Here is a 19,167-nt window from a genome sequence, read left to right on the forward strand (position 1 = left end):
GAGGGGATGATGACGAAGATCTGGAGAGAAACCGGTTTTGTCGACAATGATCCCTGGCTGATCGAAACCGACGAGGTGAAGGCAACAGGCGAGCAGAAGCCGCTGCTCAGCCTCGATGAACTGATCGCAAAGGCCGATGGAAGCAACGATGCCGGCCTCGGCGTGCTGATCAAGCCGGCCGACGACGTGCGCCGGCTGGAGCCTTATCTCGATCGCCTCGCAATCGTGGCGGTCGCCTTTCCCGCCTTCAACGACGGCCGCGCCTTCAGCCATGCCTCGCTGCTGCGCCAGCGCCTCGGCTACACCAGCGAGCTGCGCGCCGTCGGCGACGTGCTGATCGACCAGGTGCCGCTGATGCTGCGCGTCGGCATCGACAGCTTTGCCGTGACCAACGCCACGGCGCTGAAGCGGCTTGCCGAAAACCGTCTGCCCGCCATTCCCCATCATTATCAGCCGGCGGTGCGTGACGCCGAAGCCGGCAAGGGCTATAGTTGGCGCCGTCAGGCGAAGCCGGCCGCATAAGCGACGGGTCCGCCTCTTTACGATGGCGGAATATAGCATGAAGACATTCGAAATCGCGGTGATCGGTGGCGGGCTTGCCGGCATGATCGCCGCAATAGCGCTTGGTCGCGGCGGCCGCAGCGTGGCGCTGGTGGCTCCCGTTGCTGCAAAGGAGGACCGGCGCACGACAGCGCTGATGGATCAGTCGATCCGTTTCCTCGACCGCCTGACGCTCTGGGAAAAGCTGCGCCCGGCGGCGGCGCCTCTCACCAGCATGCGCATCATCGACGGCACCGACCGGCTGCTGCGCGCGCCGACCACCACGTTCCGCGCGGCCGAGGTCGGCCTCGATGCCTTCGGCTACAATTTCCCCAACAAGGCGCTGACCGAGATTCTCGAAGCGGCCACGGCCGGCGAGGGCAATATCACCCGCTTCACCGATATGGCCGAATCGATTGAGATATCAACCGAGAGAGTGTCGATCACGCTTGCCGGCGGCGAGACGCTGACGGCAGATTTCGCCGTTGGCGCCGACGGCCGCGGCTCGAAGCTGCGCGAGGCGGCAGGTATCGGCGTGCGCAACTGGTCCTACCCGCAATCGGCCATGGTGCTGAATTTCGCCCATTCGCTGCCGCACCAGAACATTTCGAGCGAATTCCATACCAAACACGGCCCTTTCACCCAGGTGCCACTGCCAGGAAGCCGCTCCAGCCTTGTCTGGGTGCAGGATCCCGCCGAAGCGGCCGCCCGCCTGGAGCTGCCGCTGGCCGAGTTGGGCTCTCTCGTCGAGACGCAGATGCAGTCGATGTTCGGCAAGGTGAGCATCGAGGAAGGCGTCCAGCTCTGGCCGCTGTCGGGCATGATGGCCCATCGTTTCGGCAAAGGCCGCATCGCGCTGATCGGCGAGGCCGCCCATGTCTTCCCGCCGATCGGGGCGCAGGGGCTGAACCTCAGCCTGCGCGATATCCTGGCGCTCACCGACATTCTCTGCGACCGGGCGGAACTGCCGGTGCCGGCCGATGCCGGCGAAAGCTTCGACCGCCGCCGCCGCGCCGACATCATGACGCGCACGGCGAGCGTCGATCTGCTCAACCGTTCGCTGCTTTCCGATTTCCTCCCCGTGCAGGTGCTGCGCGCCGCCGGCCTGCACATCCTCTCGGCCATTCCGCCGCTGCGCAACCTCGTCATGCGCGAAGGTATCGAGCCCGGCCGTGGTTTTCGCGATATTCCCGATGCCCTACGGGAAAAGCTGAAGCGAAAGAAGGCCTGAGCGGATCGCAATCAGCCAGAGCGAAACGGTGGCCACCGAAAGCACCGTCGTGATCAGGATCGTCGCCGAGGCGCGCTCCTGCCACACGCCATATTGCTGGCCGATGACGAAGACATTGGTCGCCGTCGGCAGTGAGGCGAGCAGCACGGCCGACTGGATCCAGACCGGCTCGAAACCGCCGACAGCAGTCAGCGCGAGGAACACCGCGATCGGATGCAGGATCAGCTTCGCCGGCACGATATAGGAAATCTCCGCCGGAATCCGCTTCAGCGGCCTCAGAGCCAGCGTGACGCCCATGGCGAAGAGGGCGCAGGGAGCAGCTGCCTGAGCGAGGTAGTCGACAAGCCGCTGAAGGGCCAGGGGCTGGTCGATGTGAAAGGCGGCGACGGCAAAGCCTGCCGTCGTCGACAGGATGAACGGATGCAGCGCCACCTTGCGGGCAATATCGGCGGCGAGCCGGCCTGCCGAACGCTTGTCGTCGCCGGCTGCCGCCATCAACGCCGGCGCAACGATGAAATGCAGCGCATTCTCAAAGCAGATGATCAGCGCCACCGGCACGGCAGCGCCTTCGCCGAGCGCAAGCAGCGCCAGCCCCGGCCCCATATACCCTATATTGCCGTAGGCGCCGGCAAAGGACTGGATGGTGCATTCATCAAGCGGATTGCGGCGCACGAAACAGCCGATGACAAAGAGCAGGACGAAGACCGCATAGGTCGCGGCGATATCGGTGACAATGAAATCGACCCGCGTCAGCTCTTCGATCGGCGTGCGCGAGACGAGCTTGAAGAACAAAGCGGGCAGGGCGGCATAGATGATGAAAGTGTTCAGCCAGCCGAGCGCCTCGGCCGGCTGCTTCGTCGCCTTTGCGGCGAGGTAACCGATCAGGATCAGGCCGAAGAACGGCAGGAGCAGGCTGACGATATCGGCCAAGGGAAAGTCCGGTTTTCGCGGGGTAGTCGGCGGGAAAGAATCTCTTCTAGCCGATTTGCATCAGGATCGGAAAGGTCTGCTGGAACCAGATTGCCACATCGCTGACCCAGCCGAACAGGAAGGCGAGGCCGGTGAGGATGAGGAAGACGCCCATCACCTTTTCTACCGTGCCGAGATGATGGCGGAAGCGCGACAGGAAGCGCATGAAGGCGCCGGAAAAGCCGGCGGCGATCCAGAAGGGAATGGCAAGACCCAGCGAATAGATGGCGAGCAACCCGGCGCCGGAGCCGACCGTCTCGCGCGAGGCGGCGACACCGAGAATCGCGCCGAGCACCGGGCCGATGCAGGGCGTCCAGCCGAAGGCGAAGGCCAGACCCATGACATAGGCGCCCGTCAGCGTCGCCGGCTTGCCGCCACTTTGGAAGCGCGCCTCGCGGCCGAGAAACCCGATTCGGAAGAGACCGAGGAAATTCAGCCCCATGACGATGATGATCAGCCCGCCGATCTTGGAGAGCAGGTCGAGATGCTGGCGAAGCGCCATGCCGATGCTGGAAGCCCCGGCGCCGAGCGCCACGAAGACGGTGGCAAAGCCGAGCGTGAAAAACAGCGCGGAGAAGAGCACGCCGCGCCTGACATCGGGCGCCACCGCCACCGCGGAGCCGCCACGAAACTGATCGACTGAAATGCCGGCCATATAGCAGAGATAGGGCGGGACGAGGGGAAGCACGCAGGGCGAAAGAAAGGAAAGCGCCCCGGCTATCAACGCGCTCCACAGGGAAATATCGGCAATCGACACGCATTCTCTCCGGCTGCAATCTGCGCCCTGTTCCTAGCTTTGCGAGGCCGCGATTGCCAATCACCTTTTTGCGTGCGCCGGCGATTGGCCTCTGCGCCCCGCAAGAAATGTGCCGATCGCTGGAAAAAGCCGAATTTTTCGGTTGACCGCAATGGGTCGCCTGCCTATGTTCCGCCCACTTCCAGCCGGGGTGTTTCACACCCGCGGGGCGGGAGAGCGTAGCTCAGCCGGTAGAGCAACTGACTTTTAATCAGTAGGTCTCGGGTTCGAACCCCGACGCTCTCACCAATAATTTCAATGGTTTATGGCATTGAGATTGGTGGAAGATCAGCTAAAATGCCCTCACACACTTCTCGCACAGTTTTGAGGGTCAAATGACATCCCACAAAGTGCTCGGTGACAAGGTTCGCGTCTATCGCCGGTCCAACAGTTCCGTCTGGCAATGCGCCACCTATATCGACGGCAAAGAATGGCGGGTCAGCACGAAGACTGACAGCCTCTCCCTTGCAAAAGAGTTTGCGGAAGACTGGTATTTTGAGCTGAAAGGGAAGAGCCGCGCGGGCCAGCTGAATAAGGAGAAAACCTTCGCCGACGCCGCCAAGCAGTTCGTCCAGGAATATGTGCCCCTTACCAACGGCCAGCGCCATCCGCGCTATGTCAAGGATCACGAGGCACGGCTGGACAATCATCTGCTGCCCTACTTCGGCGCCACCGGCCTCAGTGCCCTGACCGCGGGCAAGGTGCAGGAATACCGAGTTATGCGGCTTTAGCCGAACGCCGCGACCGGGAAGGTGCCGACGCGCAGCACCTTGCACCATGAGACGGTGACGCTACGGCAGGTCATGAAGACTGCCTTGCGGCACGGCTGGATCAGCCATTTGCCGGACTTTTCCGCCCCGTATCGCGCATCCGGCAAAATCACTCACCGCGCCTGGTTTTCGCCCGAGGAGTATAAGCGCCTCTATACCCACACCCGCGAGCGCGTACGAGCCACCCAGGGCACGAGCTGGGAACATGCCGTCGCGCAGATGCACGACTATATCCTCTTCATGGCGAATACGGGCTTGCGGCCGGACGAGGCCAACCGGTTGGAATATCGGGACGTGACGATTGAGCAGGAAGAGCAAGATGGCGAGCGCATTCTGGTGATTGAGGTGCGCGGCAAACGCGGCGTCGGCTACTGCAAGAGCACGTCGGGTGCGGTCCATCCGTTTGAACGGCTGGTGAAGCGTAACACGCCCAAACCCACTGATTTGATCTTCCCCCAGGACCACAAAAAGCAGTTCAACCGGGTGCTCGAGCACTGTGAGCTGAAATTCGATCGTGAGGGCAACAGGCGCTCGGCCTATAGCCTGCGTCACACCTATATCTGCCTGCGCCTCCTCGAGGGCGCGGATATCTATCAAATTGCCAAGAACTGCCGGACCAGCGTGGAAATGATTGAGAAGCACTATGCGGTGCATCTGAAGAACACCCTCGATGCCAAGGCCATCAATGTGCGGCGGCGGACGAGGGCTGTTGTAGATGCGTAGGACTTGGGGAGCTGCTGCGTGAAAGCCGTGGTTGGATCACCAGCGTCATCGTCAATGAGCCCGGCCGGGTCGCTAGTGTGGATGGAATCTCTGCGCCAGCGCAGGCTTGAGCATCGTCCTTGGGAAGCGGTCGGAAACTGCTGGCTGAACCTCGGGAGCAACGCATTGATTTGCAATGAATTTGCAAAAAAGCTTGTAAAAAAGTTTTACGCGTACTAGATTCTAGTTAGAGCAACGCTCCGGGGTCAGCGCTAGGCGCTGGCCGCAAACGAATTAAGGTCCGCAAGGACCTTTTTTCATTTAAAGCAACTGTATTTGATGCCCATGCTCGGCCTGTCCTCTTCGCGAAGGTGTGCGTCGATCAACTTGCCAGCCTTCTTCAGGTCGACATAAGGCTTATAGGTAGGATCATAGCCGCCCTTGGCCATCGGGTACAGCAACAGGTCGGCGATCTGCAGCATCGGCGCCTTCTTGGTCCGGCGCTTCGGCTCACCCATGACGATTCGCCGAAATTCGGCGGGGGGCAAGGACCCGTAGGCGGCGGCGCCTTCACCCGCAAACGGCATGCCTTCAGCCTTCAGCGCTTTGGCATACGCAATCAGGTCACGGTCCTCATGTTTGCCACTCTCCTCGAAAAAGACACGTAGGGTGCGGCCCTGGCTGTCGGCGAACTTCGTCGCGCGCTCGATGAGGATCGAGTACGCAGTCTTGCACATAAGCCAAAGCCGGTCGTTGTACTTCTCGCGATAGCGCAGCACATATCCGGGTCGGTCGATTACGACCGCGATTCCCATCACCGGCAGTGACAGCATAAAGCTGTCCAATTCTGAGAAAAAGATGCGCGCTTTTTCGGGGTTCCTCAGCCAGCCGAAGTCGCCGCGCCCGCCCCGGATCTTGTGCGAGTGAAGCGGGTAGTTGATGCCGTGCGCCGCGCAGAACGCCGCGTGCTGCGCCGTCAGCTCGTCTACGTCTTCCTGCTTGATCAGGAAGCCGCCTAGGCCGAAGCAGTCCATGCTGTCTTTGCGTTGCCCGGGGAGTTCATGGTCGGGATCCCGACTGCCGGTATCGTCGATGAAGAGGTGGTATTCGGAGTGTGAGTTCATTGCGGGCATTCTACCCGGCATGTCACTGTTTGTCATTGATCTGCAGGGCGCTGTGCAACGCCTCACTCACGAAGTGCGGCTTTCAACAGGGGTAGGTATTTCTGAACCTGTTCACGATCGCTGTTTTTTTCCTCATCCGAGAGGAGGGCGAAAGGGGTTTCGATCTGCTTTTCCCACCGAGCAACAAGCTCTGCTGGGATAAGCAGGGACCCGTCGGACCGCTTTTGACCTTTGTCATGGACATATCGCTGCCAATGAGCCCAGCGTTCATGTTCGATCGCCGCCAGTTCATCAAGTAAGCCGTCTAAGATCTCGTCGGTGGCCACGCCTAGATCATCCCCGCTTCAACGAGCTTCCGGTAGTGCTCACCAAGCACCGTGAGCTCGCAGCTCTTGCTTTGCATCGCGGCGTGCCACATGTGAGGAGCATTGACAGGCCGGACCAGGTTCACTTTTACGAATTTCTGCAGAATGGCGAAGACAGCAGTCTTCGCCGGATCGGGGGGCGGGATCGTCGGATCGGCCTTCTGCTCGGCACTCCTCTCGGGCTCATACCCGGGATCGAGCGGAAACGCGTAATCCTGTGTTGGAAAGAGCGTCGCTAACTGCTGCAGATCGCTCAATGGGATTGGCGCGTCGGCTTTCTTCAATGACACGAACGTTTGTACGTTCGTTTTGAACAGGGGTCTCTGCCCAGCCCAAGGACCGAGTGATTGGTCGATATGCGCGTAGACACTGCCAGGAGTCACGTCACCCACAAGGTTCGCAGCGGCGCCACTTAAGGCGTCGACCAGCAGACTCGTGAAGACGCCGCCTGGATTGGGACCACCTGTCTCCAGAGCGTATTGGTCAGCGGTGGAAGCTGTGAGGATGGTCATTCCAGTCGAAATTTCCGAAAAGCCCTTCATTGCCGGACGTTCACCGGCAATGCCACTATGGCAGCTGTCGAGGATAATCACCTTATTGATTGCGGGCGACGCAGCGGCAATAGTCATCACTTCATTGAGCGAAAGCCCGTCATCGCCAGTCTTGCAGTCGCCCGCACAGAGAAACCCGCCCGTGTCCTCAATGTACCCATGGCCGGCGAAATAGAAGAGCGCAATCTCAGCTTGATCAGCAAACAGCGCACGAACCGCTTCTTTGAGTTCAGCACGTTCGACGATATCGGCTGCACCGGTGCCAGTGATGAGCCTCGGCGTCTTGAAATTGGTTGTGCCGTCGGAATTCCGCTCCAAGGCCGCGCGAACCGAGTGCGCGTCGTTTACGCAGCCGTTTAGCGGCGAGATATGTTCATAGTGATCAATCCCGACAATGAGTGCCTTGCGCATTGGAAACCCTTAGAGGCCGTTAATCCAGTTAGAGATGTTATCCCACGTCCAGACCATAGTGTTGACGCCGGGGATCGTAGTACGGTCATCCCTGTACGCCCAGATACCGCGGACTGGCACACCGAGTTCTCTGGCGCAGGCGATCTCCCACTTCTGACCTGTTGAAGACAGAGAGTTCTTGCTGATGATGGCGAGTACACCGTGCGAACGTTGGATACGGACTTTAACTTTGGCCTTCCAATCTGATTCATATGCTTCTTTGACGGACATATCGATGTATTCAAAAGGCGAGTTGGTGTAGAGCGACTGCCCTTTGATCATGTCACGAGTCCGTTCGTCCTCGATAGCAAAAGCTACAAAGACAACTTTTTTCTCTGCCATTCGGATCTTCTCCCACTGCCTGAACAGATTTACTGACTTGTTGGCATTTCATACACCATGTCTCTCCTCAAGATTTGATCAATCTGGGCCGTTTCGCAGGAATTGCTGCTTTAACGGGCATTTATCCGCAGGCTGAACGCCAGGAAGCTCGCTCCAGCGTGTCGTGAACCTCGCGCTTGACGGTTGTTGCTGCGTAGGGCTCAGCTCCGCGTCCCGACCGCCTCAAGCTCGCGGTGCCGCCCAGCCCCCTCATTGGGCTCATTAAGACGCGCCATCAGTAGGGCGGGCGTCATAATTTGGCGTTGTCGGTGACCTTGAAGAAAATCAACGCATCCGTGTAGGATGCGTACAGCGCACTTACGCATCGCCCAATGTGTACGCATTGAGCTAGAGGCGATGCGTTGCGCGGTTTTCTGACCAGCCGCACGGCGTCTGGAGAAAACCGGCAAGTGCGCCAGGGGAGACCCCTGGACCCGTCCGTGCCGAGGAGAGGCTGGTGGCCATCTACCACCTGCATGTGAAGAACATCAGCCGGGGCGAGGGACGTTCGATCCTCGCGGCCGCCGCCTATCGAGCCGGCGAGACGCTGCCCAACGAGATCGAGGAGCGGATGTCCGTCTTCGGCGGACGACGCGATGTCGTCGCCAATGAAATCCGCCTTCCGCAAGGAGCACCATCCTGGATGGCAGATCGCGCCGAGTTGTGGAACGCCGTGGAAGCTGCCGAGATCCGTAAAGACGCGCGCCTTGCCAAAGAGCTGGAGTTTTCACTGCCGCGCGAGTTGCCGCGCTCGGCATGGCTCGGCGTGGCGCACGCCATGGCGGACGCCTATACCGCCAAGGGCTTCGTTGCCGACCTTGCGATCCACGATGACGGCGCCCAACACAATCCGCATGTGCACCTGCTGCTGACCACGCGCGTGATCACCGAGAAAGGGTTCGGGCCGAAGATCCGCAGCGCCGACGGCCGCGCCTTTGTGATCGAGGCGAGAAGCCTCTGGGCGAGAGTTGCCAATGCTGCCTTGGGCAAGGCAGGCATCGCCGTGGCCATCGATGAGCGGAGTTATGCGAAACGTCAATTGGAACGGAAGCCGGGCGAGCATCGCGGCCCGGACCGAGAGGAACGACAGGCGCGCCGAGCCCGCCTGCAGCAACGGAGGCCGCAGATGATACCACGAGACAACGACGATAATCTGCCTGTTCCAGACCCGGACGGGTCGCCAATCCATCCGCGAGAACTCGCGAAAGCGGAAAGCCGCATGTTGGACGACATGCATGGCAATGCTCCGCCCGGCGCGATTAGTCGCGAAGGCGACATCGCTGCGGCACGGGCGGTCATTGATCGACAAAATACCCGTGAGATGAGCGAGGACCAAGCCGCCGCCTATCGGCTGGCCTCGGAAGACATGCTGGATTGGTTGGGAGAAAAGACTCTGTCACAAGATGTGGCTGACCTGGACACCCTCGAGCGCTGGGAAAACCACCTGGACTGGCTGGAGCCCGAGCAGCGGCTGCCGGCGGCACCTGGGGACGATGGAATATCGCGCGAACCTGATCGAGGCCGCAGCTAGTGCCTGCCATCATTTTTCAGGGATTTCTCTTGCGGCCAACGCGGTGGTTTCAGCAAAGTTTGCATTGAACACGATAGGGGGCGACCATGAACGATGATGTGGCGTTGGATCTTCTCCAACAGGAAGAGCACTCGCTGGGGAAACGCATCCGCGATCTCAATGGTGAAATCGCGGGAGAGGTCCGCACCTTTACGGCTGGGCTTAGTGATGGTGAGCGCACCATCTCACGCATTCAGGACCTGTATGAAGCCAAGGCGAAATTAACCTTCGATCTGGGCGACATCGGTGCTCGGATTGAAGGTCTGGAAACTCATATCCGCGAGCAGGCGGATCTGGATCGCGCGAAGGTTTTAGCGGACGATTTAGCTGAGGGACGACCAGTCGCGCAGGAAGATTATCTGGATTGGCTCCTCCCCGTAGCCGGTACGCTGGAAAGTGGGGAGGGCTATGATCGCCGACATGAGGGGGAAGAGTGGATGCTGCAGGAAATGCACCGCGGGGATCTGGAGCCGGAGGAATATCCAGATAGAAACAGCTAAATTACCGGCAAACCCTTTGACTGGGAGGTTTCGGACTTAGGTGCAATAAAGCCACAAGTAGCACTTGCGGACATACACAATTCATCCCATCATCATGTCATGACCAAGGTTTATACTGGCTCGGTATTCGGAATCCGCGAACTCACGGATAAACAGCGCGAAGCGGCGCGCGACGAGTTGGCATGGCTTGAAGGCGACCTGATCCGCCGCCGCAAGCGGCTTGCCTACTGGGCCCTGCGCAAGCATCAGGCCGACACCCTACCAAACATTCGCGAGGAACTGCGGCAGAGCGCGATTTACTTCCACGCGCGCGCCCAGGAGCTTGTGAACTCCGGTGAGCGCCTGCGCGCTTATCTCGTTGCCGAGCTTCAAGACCAACCTGAACACCTGCCTGCCTATCACTACGCCCATTGAGGGCATTTCGCCCGGAGGTCACCATGGATCTGAAAGACGAGTTGGAGCGCCTTCGAGAGCACGCGCTGACGCTCGACAAGGCCGTCAAGGACCTCGATTACGAGATCGAGCGGGCGGTTCACTCGGTCGCGTCGGGCTCAACCGATACCGGTCGTGCCATTTCCATTTTGCGCGACCGCCAGAACGACCAGGCGGGACTGATGTATGACCTCGGAAAGACGGAAGCACAGATCGAGGACATCGAGAACCGGATACGCGAGCAGGACGAGCGCGCGCAAGAGATAGCGGCGGTCGAACGTTGGGAGGCAGCGGTGCCGGTCGCCCGGGAAGATTACCTGGACTGGCTGCGGCCGGTGCTGGATGCGCCGGAGCCGCCGGAGCACGACCGGGACGACCGCGATCGTCACCATGAGGGCGAGGAGCGGATGTTGCAGGACATGCACCGCGAGGATCTGGAGCCGGAAGATTATCTGGATTGGTGGAAAAGCAGGTAAGGAGTGCCCCGCTGCGATGTCAAGCCCCATGTGGCTGTGTAAAACATTGGGGATTTTTGGGGTAACCTGACAGCGTAGCATGATTCCGGTTGATTAATGATTCGTGATCCTGTCAAGTCTCAGATAGCGGCCTCGGTGAAATGTGCGTGTGTATTTCGCCCGAATTAGGGATTTCGGTGATTTGGGATCGGAAAATCGGCGTCCCCGAACCAGGGATTCATGAAATGTTGCCATTTGGTTCCGAATCTGGCATATTTTACACGAACGTAACGAAACCCACGCCGGTGAAGGCGTGGGGTATTGCGATGAGCCATCTGGCGTTTTACCTGTTGCCATATCGGCGGTTGACCCACTTCTGTACGAGATGGTCGCACATCTCGAAGAATATATTGGGCCAAAGCAAGCAGAATACCAGTAATTCGAGCAGCTCGATTTTGCCCGGATCTACGCTCCACGCCGGGGCGCAAATCACCAGCAATTCCAAGCTGAATCGAAAAACGGAAACCTTCCACGTTGCGTCAGCGACAACGGAGGCTAACGAGTTCTCCCTGGTCAGGTGAACTTCAGATGTATCTTGCGAGGATGACGGTCTGGGTTCGCTAGTGGGAGATGCATGAGAGGGGGGCTGTCGCTTCGGCGGTGGCCCCCTTTTCATTTTGTCACTTCGTCTACGATGGCTTCGCATCCAATTTTCTCCTTTCTGTTGGATGTTGCGAAACGAAAAACGGGGCCGACAAACGACCCCGTCAAAGGAACGATAAAATTGATCGTACGTCCGTCCCAATAATGGACGACGTCCCGGCCAGCCGAGAATGTTGCGTTACGAGATGGTTTCGAGGGACGCATAGTACGTTAAAAGCCTCAACTTGCGCTTCGATAGCGGTCTGAACACGGGCATGCCCTTCAAAAGAAGATTCGGAGCTTCAGCTGGTTTGAACTGGTTCATAAGAATTCCGCTGAGTAATTCACAACGATCAGCTCCTCGCCGGCGACGTAGCGAGTGCAACGAAGTTATTCTAAATTCGGGGAGTTTTCCGGTTCCGCCGATCTTTGCAATTAGTCCTGCGAATCGATTCGCTTTACTAAAGGCTGGCAGAATCCGTAGTTGAGATCAACTGCATTAACTGTTCATTCACGGATAATTTGGCGCCCAGCCTTTGCTGTTCGCTACCCGCAAGAGTTGGGGCGCATAAGATGAGGAAGTGCGCCCCGTTAATTCGTACGACGATTCTCAGAGACTAGTCTAGGCTGGCGTTTTTAGCGTACGAGATGTCTTGAAGCTTTAGCGGGGGCGGTGCGAACTGTGGGATATCGCGCCATGGTCTGTCAGTAAGGGGATCTGTTTCAGGTAGGCCTCGGTCCGGAGCGCCGCACGGCGTTCTTCGAGGGTCGGGTGTGTCGACAGCAGAGACCCTGCAGCCACACCGCGGAACATCAGTCGCGCGTTGGAACGCTCGAATTCGCTGAGCTTCGGCCCGTTGTGCAGCTTCTCCAAAGCGGCGATCATATGCTCCTTGCTTGTGAGGGCGGCACCGATCGCATCGGCCCAGTATTCGCGGCTGCGCGACAGGCGCAGCACGAACAGCTCAGACAGCCAGGTCAGGATCCAACGGCCCCAGTTCTGCACTGTCTGCGAAAAACCGAGATACCACACCAAGGAGTTCTGAAACGAGCGCGCCAGGCCCATGCGGCGCATGTCATTGTTGGCGATATGGCCCAACTCGTGGCCGATGACGGCATCCACTTCCGCCTCGCTCATCGTGTCGATCAACGGTTGGCCGATCACCACCAGGGCGGCGTCGGCATGGGCGCCAATGGCGTAGGCATTGTTGTGCGGCATTACGCCGACCCATGGCCGCGTCTTCAGCCCGAGTTGGGCAGACAACGTGTAGACGCGCCGTGCGAGCGGGTCGCCTTCCTTCAGGAGCGTGATGCCCTGTTGACGGATAGCGTTCTCGCGCTGCCGGCCGAGGCCGACAAGACCCCAGATGGTACCCCACAGCGGGACCGCCAGGAAGCCACCAAACGCGCTTCCGGCAAGGACGCCAAATCCGATTCCGACCGGCGCCGAGATCAGGCTGCCCCAGAGCAATCCGACCCAGCTGCCGAACACCAGGCTCAGCCATGTCGGGAAACTGCTATTTTTGAGATTTTGAACATTCACCTTCTCTACGGCCATTTGTCGTCCCCTTGCATCATCATGCCGATGCGTTGCCGGCAGGTTTCACTCTTCTCGTGTACCACCAGCTGCGTCTTGAATGGCCGCGTGCCGGCGATGTCGGTGATCCCGTAGCGCCAGCCGTCGCCCTGCCAGCCGCCCAGCAGTTCCCTGACCTCATCGCTGGTCAGTAGCGGGCGGCCGAGGAACTGCACGCCTTCCGTCATCGAGAAGCTGGTGTTGGTGGAGGCGTCGCCGTAGAGATCTCTGAGGTGCGACGAGACGTTGGCGCTGCCGCCGGTCGTCCGGACCGCATGGGTTTTGTGGCCGAGATAGCCGCCGATCATCTTGGCGGTGTCGTCGTCATTGATGCCGAAGAACTGCTTGACGGCGCAATTCAGGAAGGGTCGCCAGCTGTTGCCCGGATAGTGTTCCTCGATCGAGTAGATGTCCTGCAGGAAGAACCATAGCCGGATGCCGGCGCCGGCGTGGGTACGGATCGCGTCGCGGTACTCAGGGAAAGGGCCGATGTTCAAGAACTCGTCGAGCACGAACAGCACCGGAAGCTCCGGTATGCGCGGGTTGGCGAGCATCGCATCCAGGGCGGACTTCAGCAGCACCCGGAGCCAGCCGGAGAACGTCTTCATCATGTCGAACGGAATTTCAATATAGACGGTCGCCGGCCGGTCCTTCAGGCTCTCAAAGCTGACATCACTGCCGCTGACGCTGCGCTGGATATCGACATCTTTCCATTCGTAGAGTTTGCTGGTCAGCGTTTCCTGCAGGACCTTCAGCCCGCGCGTCGGGTCCTTCTCAAGGATCGTCCTAGCGGCATCGGCGGACGGCTGGAACGTTTCCATCTGTTTCGCGATCTGGAGCAGGCTGGCGCCCTTGAGGGATGCCATCTGGCACACCGTCGCCAATGTCTGGCGGTGCGGCGGCGCCTTGTAGCGGACAAACATGATGATTGCCGTCACGAAACCGACCGCGTCGTCGGCAAAGAACGCCGGCGACTTCGGATCATGGGGAAACATCTGCATGGCGATCGCACGGGCATCGGATTCCCGACGCACACGGCTGACGGGATCGAAACGATGAACGGGCTTGCCCGAGCCGCCATCCAGGGGCGCGATCCGGTAGACCGGACCAAGCTTGCTGCGCCATTGGGAGGTTGCTTCAAAAAGCTCCCCCTTCGGGTCGAGCACCACACAGCTGCCCTGATAGCGCAGCAGGTTCGGAATGATCGTCGTCTTGCCTTTGCCCGAACGGGTCGGTGCGATTGTCAGGAGGTGCCCGTCCCCATCCCAATGCACGAACCCCGGTGGTATCGTCTGGCCCTCGTCGCTGAACGCGCCGAGCAGGATCGACCGCGGATCGTCGAAGGCGGTCCTGTCTCGTAGGTAGGCTCGAAGATCCTGCGAGGTCGGCCACCGGGCCGAACCGTAAAGCGGAGGAGGATCGGCAATCTGGCGCTCCCGTTCCTGGCGGGCCGCGAGATCCCGTTTGGCCCGTTCGATGATGGGGGCAGGGTCACGACCGGAACGGATGGCGGCCTCGACGGCATCGGCCACTTCGGGACCATAGAGCTCTTCGACGTCTCGCCGGGCGGAGCGCGCTTTGAGGCTCCTTCCGGCCTTCAGTCCCCATTTTGCCGAACTCAGCGCCAGCGCAAAGTTGCGCTGAAGATCGCCTAAAGGATCAAACTTATTGGTCACAATATCGCCCCGGCCCAACCAGCGCGAGAATATCAATCGGAAATTGAGGATCAATCAGAATCCGATCCGGGGTTGGCTTCTACCAAATAAAGTCCGCAGTATGGTCAAGCTGGGATGGCGCCGAAACCGACCTAAGCGCGATTTAGGTTGTTGGGTTCATGAGAATGTGAGCGACGCGTTCGCGATTGCTGGCAAATTCATTCCCAGAGCCGGTTGGGGTCGAATTCAAGTTTGGCCGCCTTAAGCTCCTTCACAAGCGCCATTTTCCATCCGTCGGACGAGTCCATATCGGTATAGACGACCCCGAACAGGTCAGACGGCATTTCGACGTTGCCCTTGCGCAGCAGGCAGACTTTTCCGCGTCCCAGTTTCCCGGAAAAATAGCCTAGTTCAAAGATGACGTTCTGACGGGCGCGTTGCGCCTGGCCGGTGGCGGCCGCCGCTGATCCTACGTCATCCGGTGTGAGGAGTACCACCGCAAACCCGACTTCGTCCGCGCAACCTTCGTACTTCTCGATGATGGTTCGACCCTGGTTTGGCTGTTCCTTGAGAATGATGATTTCGAGCCCTACTTTTTCGAGGAATCGCGCCAGCTTCTCCAAAGCGGCCTCGTCGTGGCCGTGGACGATGAAAACTTTGTTGGATTTCGGCTTCGCCGGCCGCCCAGGTACATTCACAGCAGCATTTTGCACGTCATTTGTCCCGTAAACGAGCATCCCGCTCTCTGTAACGTCATCCATGGATCCGGCGACTGCTGAAGCCCTCTTGAAGGCGTCCCGCTCTTTCTCGCCAATATTGGTCATCCATCCAGCGCGATAGATCTCGCCTGCTTCGCGAGCGATCTCAGACTGAAGAGCATGCCCTTCCGCCGTTCGCAGCTCGGGATCGCTGAGGGCGTATTTCGCCAAAGAGGTTGCCCTGGCGGCTAAACCGGACCCGTCGCCTACGCCTGCGGGTAGATCCCATCTGAGAAGGAGAGCGTCAAAGCCAGAATGTCCTAAGACCTTCAGCATATCGCAAGCTGCGATGACCAGCGCTCTGGACGGGAAGGGTGGATTTTTCTTAACCACGGTTGGGCCGATCACCCCATTCTCCGTATCGACCTTGTCGAATTGAACGAGTGGCTGCTTGATCGAGGCCATGAGTTTTTGAGCCTGAGCGCGAGCGTCCAAAAATGCCTGCTCATTTTCTGCATAGCCGGGCGGCAGTTTCAAACCATGTAAGAAACCATGTTCCTCTTCATCAGGCATAGCTCCCTCCCTATCGCTGGTGAGGCACGACTGTTGCTGCGATTCCATTAGAACGGCATGAAACCGGTGTGCATGCAATATGGTCCCGCCGTTTTGCTGCAGCCTGGCGCGGCGAAAGTCGCCGGCGAGATCGAGAAATGTCGAGTTTTAGACCGCGGGACACGTGCATGACGACAAAATACAGCAGGTAAGCCCAATGCCCGACAGCAGCCGGGTAATCCGGCGTGTCGCTGTGAGTAGGACCTGGAGCACCATCAACAGCGCAAGCACAAAGTCGCGCTGAAGATCGCCCAAAGGATGATACTTTTGGGTCACGTTACCGCGCGTGAACACGGGAGACAAAAATGCTGTCGCGGGAGGTATGGTCCGGCCATATTGGATGGGCATTCCGTGGCCATCTCCATCATTCGCCATGAACGCAAGATTTGCCTGTTCTAGCCGTTTCATCGCTTTTCCCCGTGGCGGCTACGCCACGCGGCCGGAACGGTCGGGGTATGCGTCTGGTTTCTGCCGTCGGCAATCGGCTGCCCGCTCCATTCGCTGCGCTCCCGAGTGGCCGTTGCCTACGACCGCCTTCTCCTCAGATACGTAGCCGCTTCAATTCCCCGACCGGCCGCGAGAGGCGCAGCCGGATAACCAACGGGGAGAACCCATCATGAAACAGACCCAAAAAAGCAAGCCCGACTACGCCGTTTACGTCGTCGAAGGGGAGGGCGACAAAGCCCACTGGACCAGAATCGGCGCCGGCTGGTCACACGGTGACGACGAAGGCATCAACATCATCCTGTCGGCCCTGCCGATGAATGGCCGCCTGACGGTCCGCAAACCCAAGGCCGAACGGGACGACGCCTAATGCCCGCGGCCCGCAACACCATCCTGTACGGCGACTGCATGACCTTGATGCAGCGCCTACAGGGCGGGTCGGTGGATTTCATCCTGACCGATCCGCCTTACCTGGTGCGCTACCGCGACCGTCGCGGGCGCACCGTGGCCAACGACAACAACGCTGTGTGGTTGAAGCCCGCCTTTGCTGAAATGCATCGCGTCCTCAAACCCGGCAGGTTGGCGGTGAGCTTCTATGGTTGGAACCATGTCGACCGGTTCATGGAAGCCTGGCGTAAGGCCGGGTTCCGGGTGGTCGGCCATCTGGTCTTCGTCAAATCCTATGCGTCCTCGCAGCGGTTCGTGCGGTATCACCATGAGCAGGCCTATGTTCTGGCAAAGGGCGACGCCGCGCCGCCCGCGCAACCGATCGCGGATGTTCTGCCGTGGGATTATACCGGCAACCGGATGCATCCGACCCAAAAACCGTTGCGTCCGCTGGAGCAGATCATCCGGGCGTTCAGCAAGCCCGGTGAGTTGGTGCTCGACCCGTTCTGTGGGTCCGGCTCGACGTTGCTCGCCGCCGCGCGAAGCGGACGGGACTACTTGGGTATGGAGCTGGAACATCGTCATCAGTTGACGGCGAGTCTGCGGGTTCATTCCGGCATGGCGTAGCAGTCGGTCGGCCCGACAGCGCAAGCCGCTGTCGGGCCGATTTTTCTGCGACCGAAATCCATTCGGATGCGCTCACGCGACCGCAAAACGGTCATGTCGTTAATCGTTCTCTGCACCGGTCCCGCCGAAACGGTACGTCTCAAGCGTACTAGAGGTTGCAAACGCCAAAACTATCTTCGTTTTGGCGTTTCAGAGGAAAATATTTTCTCTCTATAGTTGCGCCACAATCATAAGATCAAAATTAAGCATCCGGCTTCCCGGAAAGGAGAGCACGTATGAATGACATGAATATCCATGGCACTAAAGCCGTTGATTTTCCTGCAAAATTAACCCGTCAAGAGAGTCGCTGCTTACAGTTTTCATGCCAAGGTTTGACTGATCGTCAAATCGCCAGAAGGCTCGACCTATCGGTACACACCGTTCGGATGCATCTGGCAAATACACGTTTAAAGCTGAGTGCTCGATCCCGTGTGGAAGCTGCAGCCATCGCCTTGAGCAAAGGCTTAATTCAACTACTCTTTGTCCTGGTGTTGATCCCACCTGCGATGGCTCCCGCGACGGCGAGAACAACGATACCCCCATGTTCAGCCAGGCAAACCGAAAAAATTGCCTGCGATATTTTTTCTCAAATTTTGTAAATGATACTGCCGCTTAGGTGGCAAAACCTCTGACTCCCCACAGCTTGTGCTCATCAATCAGCTGTTTCACTCTCCCGGTCACGACGAGCGAATTCCCGGCGATTTTTCCAACCCACTGGAAAATCGCCGTGCCAACCAGACCGCTACATGGAGGTTTGAATGCAGTTGTTACGCGAATGTGTCGTTACCGCTTCCTCCGGATGCCATCGGTATCCCTATTGGAACGAGCAGTTTCTCTTTGACGGGCGGGAAGATACCGGCTGGTGCACGCCCAGCCGGTCACAACCCACTACCGAATTCCTGGAAATCGATCTGGGGAAGGAAACCGTTCTCCAGCAATTGCGCATTCTTTCCCGGAAGATCAACGCCGATGCCGGCTTCCCGGGCAAAATCGTTGCGAGCGCGTGGAAGGACGGAACCTGGGCAGAATTCTGGGAACAGCAGGAGATCGTCAATACTCCGGACGCCTGGCACACTTGGGACATCGGCTCGACCAAGACTTCCAAAGTCCGCTTGGAATTTTCCGAGGTCGGTCGACGGCCTGAAGGAAAATATTTCCTCCAGTTCATGGAGCTCGAGCTCCTGTCCCCTGCCGATGAGGAGATCGCCAATGTTTAAGGAGTATGATTGGAACAACGCCCTGGGTTCGAACCTCGGACAGGCCAATAAGCTTGGACAGTGGTACGATCGCTCCTTCGCATCCAGCGTCTACATCCTGCCGCCGGAGACGGATTTCGGACCCTACAGGCTCCTGGAATCGGACGTCCAATATGTCATACTGTCCGGCACAGGCGGTCTTTATCTGTTTGACAACGGCTCGTTCGCCGGCGGCGAATTTTATCAGCCCGATCCGACGTCGAAGGTCCTTCCAACGCCAAAACCGTCCGGCATCTACGAAAGAGCCGTCGAGAGGGTGGCGCTTCAGCCTGTAAAGGCGCTGGCGGTCAAGAAAAACGTGTTTCACGCGCTGCGGGCTGAGGGAGCCGAGCTCTCCATTTTGGTGACCCATTCATCGCTGTCTCTCCAATCGCAATTTGTGGCACGTTGAGGGC

The 19,167-nt window shown here is 59.0% G+C and carries 22 protein-coding genes and 1 tRNA gene; 14 read left to right on the forward strand and 9 right to left on the reverse strand.

Translation table 11 applies throughout. From position 1 onward, the window contains the following. Positions 1 to 9 precede the first annotated feature (9 nt). Both RHE_RS10010 and RHE_RS10015 read left to right on the forward strand, forming a co-directional pair. Entirely contained in the window at positions 10 to 522 is a 513-nt protein-coding gene (locus tag RHE_RS10010; protein ID WP_011425236.1) for a DUF934 domain-containing protein, read from the forward strand. Positions 523 to 559: 37 nt separating this feature from the next. Next, a complete protein-coding gene (locus RHE_RS10015; protein WP_042118372.1) occupies positions 560 to 1,771 on the forward strand; it encodes a UbiH/UbiF family hydroxylase in 1,212 nt (403 codons plus the stop codon). Here the strand turns inward: RHE_RS10015 and RHE_RS10020 are convergent. Next, positions 1,739 to 2,701, reverse strand: coding sequence for an AEC family transporter (locus tag RHE_RS10020; protein ID WP_011425238.1), 963 nt, complete (start codon positions 2,699 to 2,701; stop codon positions 1,739 to 1,741). The genes RHE_RS10015 and RHE_RS10020 overlap by 33 nt on opposite strands. A 46-nt stretch (positions 2,702 to 2,747) precedes the next feature. Continuing rightward, positions 2,748 to 3,497: a cytochrome c biogenesis CcdA family protein gene (locus RHE_RS10025; RefSeq protein WP_011425239.1), complete on the reverse strand. Its 750-nt coding sequence runs from the start codon at positions 3,495 to 3,497 to the stop codon at positions 2,748 to 2,750. Between the two features lie 212 nt (positions 3,498 to 3,709). Between RHE_RS10025 and RHE_RS10030 the strand changes: the two genes are divergently transcribed. From RHE_RS10030 to RHE_RS34310, 3 genes are all read left to right on the forward strand, one after another. Next, positions 3,710 to 3,785 (forward strand) — tRNA-Lys (locus tag RHE_RS10030). Between the two features lie 101 nt (positions 3,786 to 3,886). After that, positions 3,887 to 4,267, forward strand: coding sequence for a hypothetical protein (locus RHE_RS34305; RefSeq protein WP_244425783.1), 381 nt, complete (start codon positions 3,887 to 3,889; stop codon positions 4,265 to 4,267). A gap of 72 nt (positions 4,268 to 4,339) precedes the next feature. Continuing rightward, positions 4,340 to 5,029 carry a site-specific integrase gene (locus tag RHE_RS34310; RefSeq protein ID WP_011425241.1) on the forward strand — a complete coding sequence of 230 codons (690 nt, stop codon included), beginning with the start codon at positions 4,340 to 4,342 and terminating at the stop codon, positions 5,027 to 5,029. Between the two features lie 296 nt (positions 5,030 to 5,325). Here the strand turns inward: RHE_RS34310 and RHE_RS10040 are convergent, their stop codons facing one another. The 4 genes from RHE_RS10040 to RHE_RS10055 all read right to left on the reverse strand — a co-directional run bounded on the left by RHE_RS10040 (position 5,326) and on the right by RHE_RS10055 (position 7,840). Continuing rightward, the gene (locus RHE_RS10040; RefSeq protein ID WP_166486898.1) at positions 5,326 to 6,132 is read right to left on the reverse strand and encodes a DUF3800 domain-containing protein; all 807 of its coding nucleotides are present in this window, start codon (positions 6,130 to 6,132) and stop codon (positions 5,326 to 5,328) included. A gap of 62 nt (positions 6,133 to 6,194) precedes the next feature. Next, entirely contained in the window at positions 6,195 to 6,458 is a 264-nt protein-coding gene (locus tag RHE_RS10045; protein ID WP_042118375.1) for a hypothetical protein, read from the reverse strand. 2 nt (positions 6,459 to 6,460) lie between these two features. Further along, entirely contained in the window at positions 6,461 to 7,459 is a 999-nt protein-coding gene (locus tag RHE_RS10050; RefSeq protein ID WP_011425243.1) for a caspase family protein, read from the reverse strand. A gap of 9 nt (positions 7,460 to 7,468) precedes the next feature. Further along, entirely contained in the window at positions 7,469 to 7,840 is a 372-nt protein-coding gene (locus tag RHE_RS10055; protein WP_042118377.1) for a hypothetical protein, read from the reverse strand. A 496-nt stretch (positions 7,841 to 8,336) separates the two neighbouring features. Between RHE_RS10055 and RHE_RS10060 the strand changes: the two genes are divergently transcribed. From RHE_RS10060 to RHE_RS10075, 4 genes are all read left to right on the forward strand, one after another. After that, a complete protein-coding gene (locus RHE_RS10060; RefSeq protein WP_011425244.1) occupies positions 8,337 to 9,410 on the forward strand; it encodes a MobA/MobL family protein in 1,074 nt (357 codons plus the stop codon). An 86-nt stretch (positions 9,411 to 9,496) separates the two neighbouring features. After that, positions 9,497 to 9,949, forward strand: coding sequence for a hypothetical protein (locus RHE_RS10065; RefSeq protein ID WP_011425245.1), 453 nt, complete (start codon positions 9,497 to 9,499; stop codon positions 9,947 to 9,949). A gap of 99 nt (positions 9,950 to 10,048) precedes the next feature. Beyond that, positions 10,049 to 10,363 carry a hypothetical protein gene (locus tag RHE_RS10070; protein ID WP_011425246.1) on the forward strand — a complete coding sequence of 105 codons (315 nt, stop codon included), beginning with the start codon at positions 10,049 to 10,051 and terminating at the stop codon, positions 10,361 to 10,363. 23 nt (positions 10,364 to 10,386) lie between these two features. Beyond that, complete coding sequence (locus tag RHE_RS10075) at positions 10,387 to 10,857, forward strand: hypothetical protein (RefSeq protein WP_011425247.1); 471 nt, start codon at positions 10,387 to 10,389, stop codon at positions 10,855 to 10,857. Between the two features lie 1,282 nt (positions 10,858 to 12,139). Here the strand turns inward: RHE_RS10075 and RHE_RS10085 are convergent. From RHE_RS10085 to RHE_RS10095, 3 genes are all read right to left on the reverse strand, one after another. After that, positions 12,140 to 13,036 carry a M48 family metalloprotease gene (locus RHE_RS10085; protein ID WP_011425248.1) on the reverse strand — a complete coding sequence of 299 codons (897 nt, stop codon included), beginning with the start codon at positions 13,034 to 13,036 and terminating at the stop codon, positions 12,140 to 12,142. Then, positions 13,027 to 14,730 (reverse strand): type IV secretory system conjugative DNA transfer family protein, encoded by a 1,704-nt coding sequence (locus RHE_RS10090; protein ID WP_042119242.1) that lies wholly within the window; start codon positions 14,728 to 14,730, stop codon positions 13,027 to 13,029. The genes RHE_RS10085 and RHE_RS10090 overlap by 10 nt, the downstream gene beginning before the upstream one ends. A 197-nt stretch (positions 14,731 to 14,927) precedes the next feature. Further along, positions 14,928 to 15,980 (reverse strand): TIR domain-containing protein, encoded by a 1,053-nt coding sequence (locus RHE_RS10095; protein WP_011425250.1) that lies wholly within the window; start codon positions 15,978 to 15,980, stop codon positions 14,928 to 14,930. Between the two features lie 655 nt (positions 15,981 to 16,635). On the opposite strand from RHE_RS10095, the gene RHE_RS10105 reads away from it, so the two are divergent. From RHE_RS10105 to RHE_RS10120, 5 genes are all read left to right on the forward strand, one after another. After that, a complete protein-coding gene (locus tag RHE_RS10105) occupies positions 16,636 to 16,833 on the forward strand; it encodes a hypothetical protein (RefSeq protein ID WP_042118388.1) in 198 nt (65 codons plus the stop codon). Then, positions 16,833 to 17,477 carry a DNA methyltransferase gene (locus RHE_RS10110; RefSeq protein ID WP_011425251.1) on the forward strand — a complete coding sequence of 215 codons (645 nt, stop codon included), beginning with the start codon at positions 16,833 to 16,835 and terminating at the stop codon, positions 17,475 to 17,477. The genes RHE_RS10105 and RHE_RS10110 overlap by 1 nt, the downstream gene beginning before the upstream one ends. Positions 17,478 to 17,752: 275 nt before the next feature. Then, positions 17,753 to 18,115, forward strand: coding sequence for a response regulator transcription factor (locus tag RHE_RS31600; protein WP_073990379.1), 363 nt, complete (start codon positions 17,753 to 17,755; stop codon positions 18,113 to 18,115). 159 nt (positions 18,116 to 18,274) lie between these two features. After that, positions 18,275 to 18,733 (forward strand): discoidin domain-containing protein, encoded by a 459-nt coding sequence (locus tag RHE_RS31605; RefSeq protein ID WP_042118390.1) that lies wholly within the window; start codon positions 18,275 to 18,277, stop codon positions 18,731 to 18,733. After that, positions 18,726 to 19,163 (forward strand): hypothetical protein, encoded by a 438-nt coding sequence (locus RHE_RS10120; RefSeq protein ID WP_042118393.1) that lies wholly within the window; start codon positions 18,726 to 18,728, stop codon positions 19,161 to 19,163. The genes RHE_RS31605 and RHE_RS10120 overlap by 8 nt, the downstream gene beginning before the upstream one ends. Positions 19,164 to 19,167: the final 4 nt, after the last annotated feature.

The sequence above is a fragment of the Rhizobium etli CFN 42 genome, assembly GCF_000092045.1.
In the GTDB taxonomy this organism is placed as follows: domain Bacteria; phylum Pseudomonadota; class Alphaproteobacteria; order Rhizobiales; family Rhizobiaceae; genus Rhizobium; species Rhizobium etli.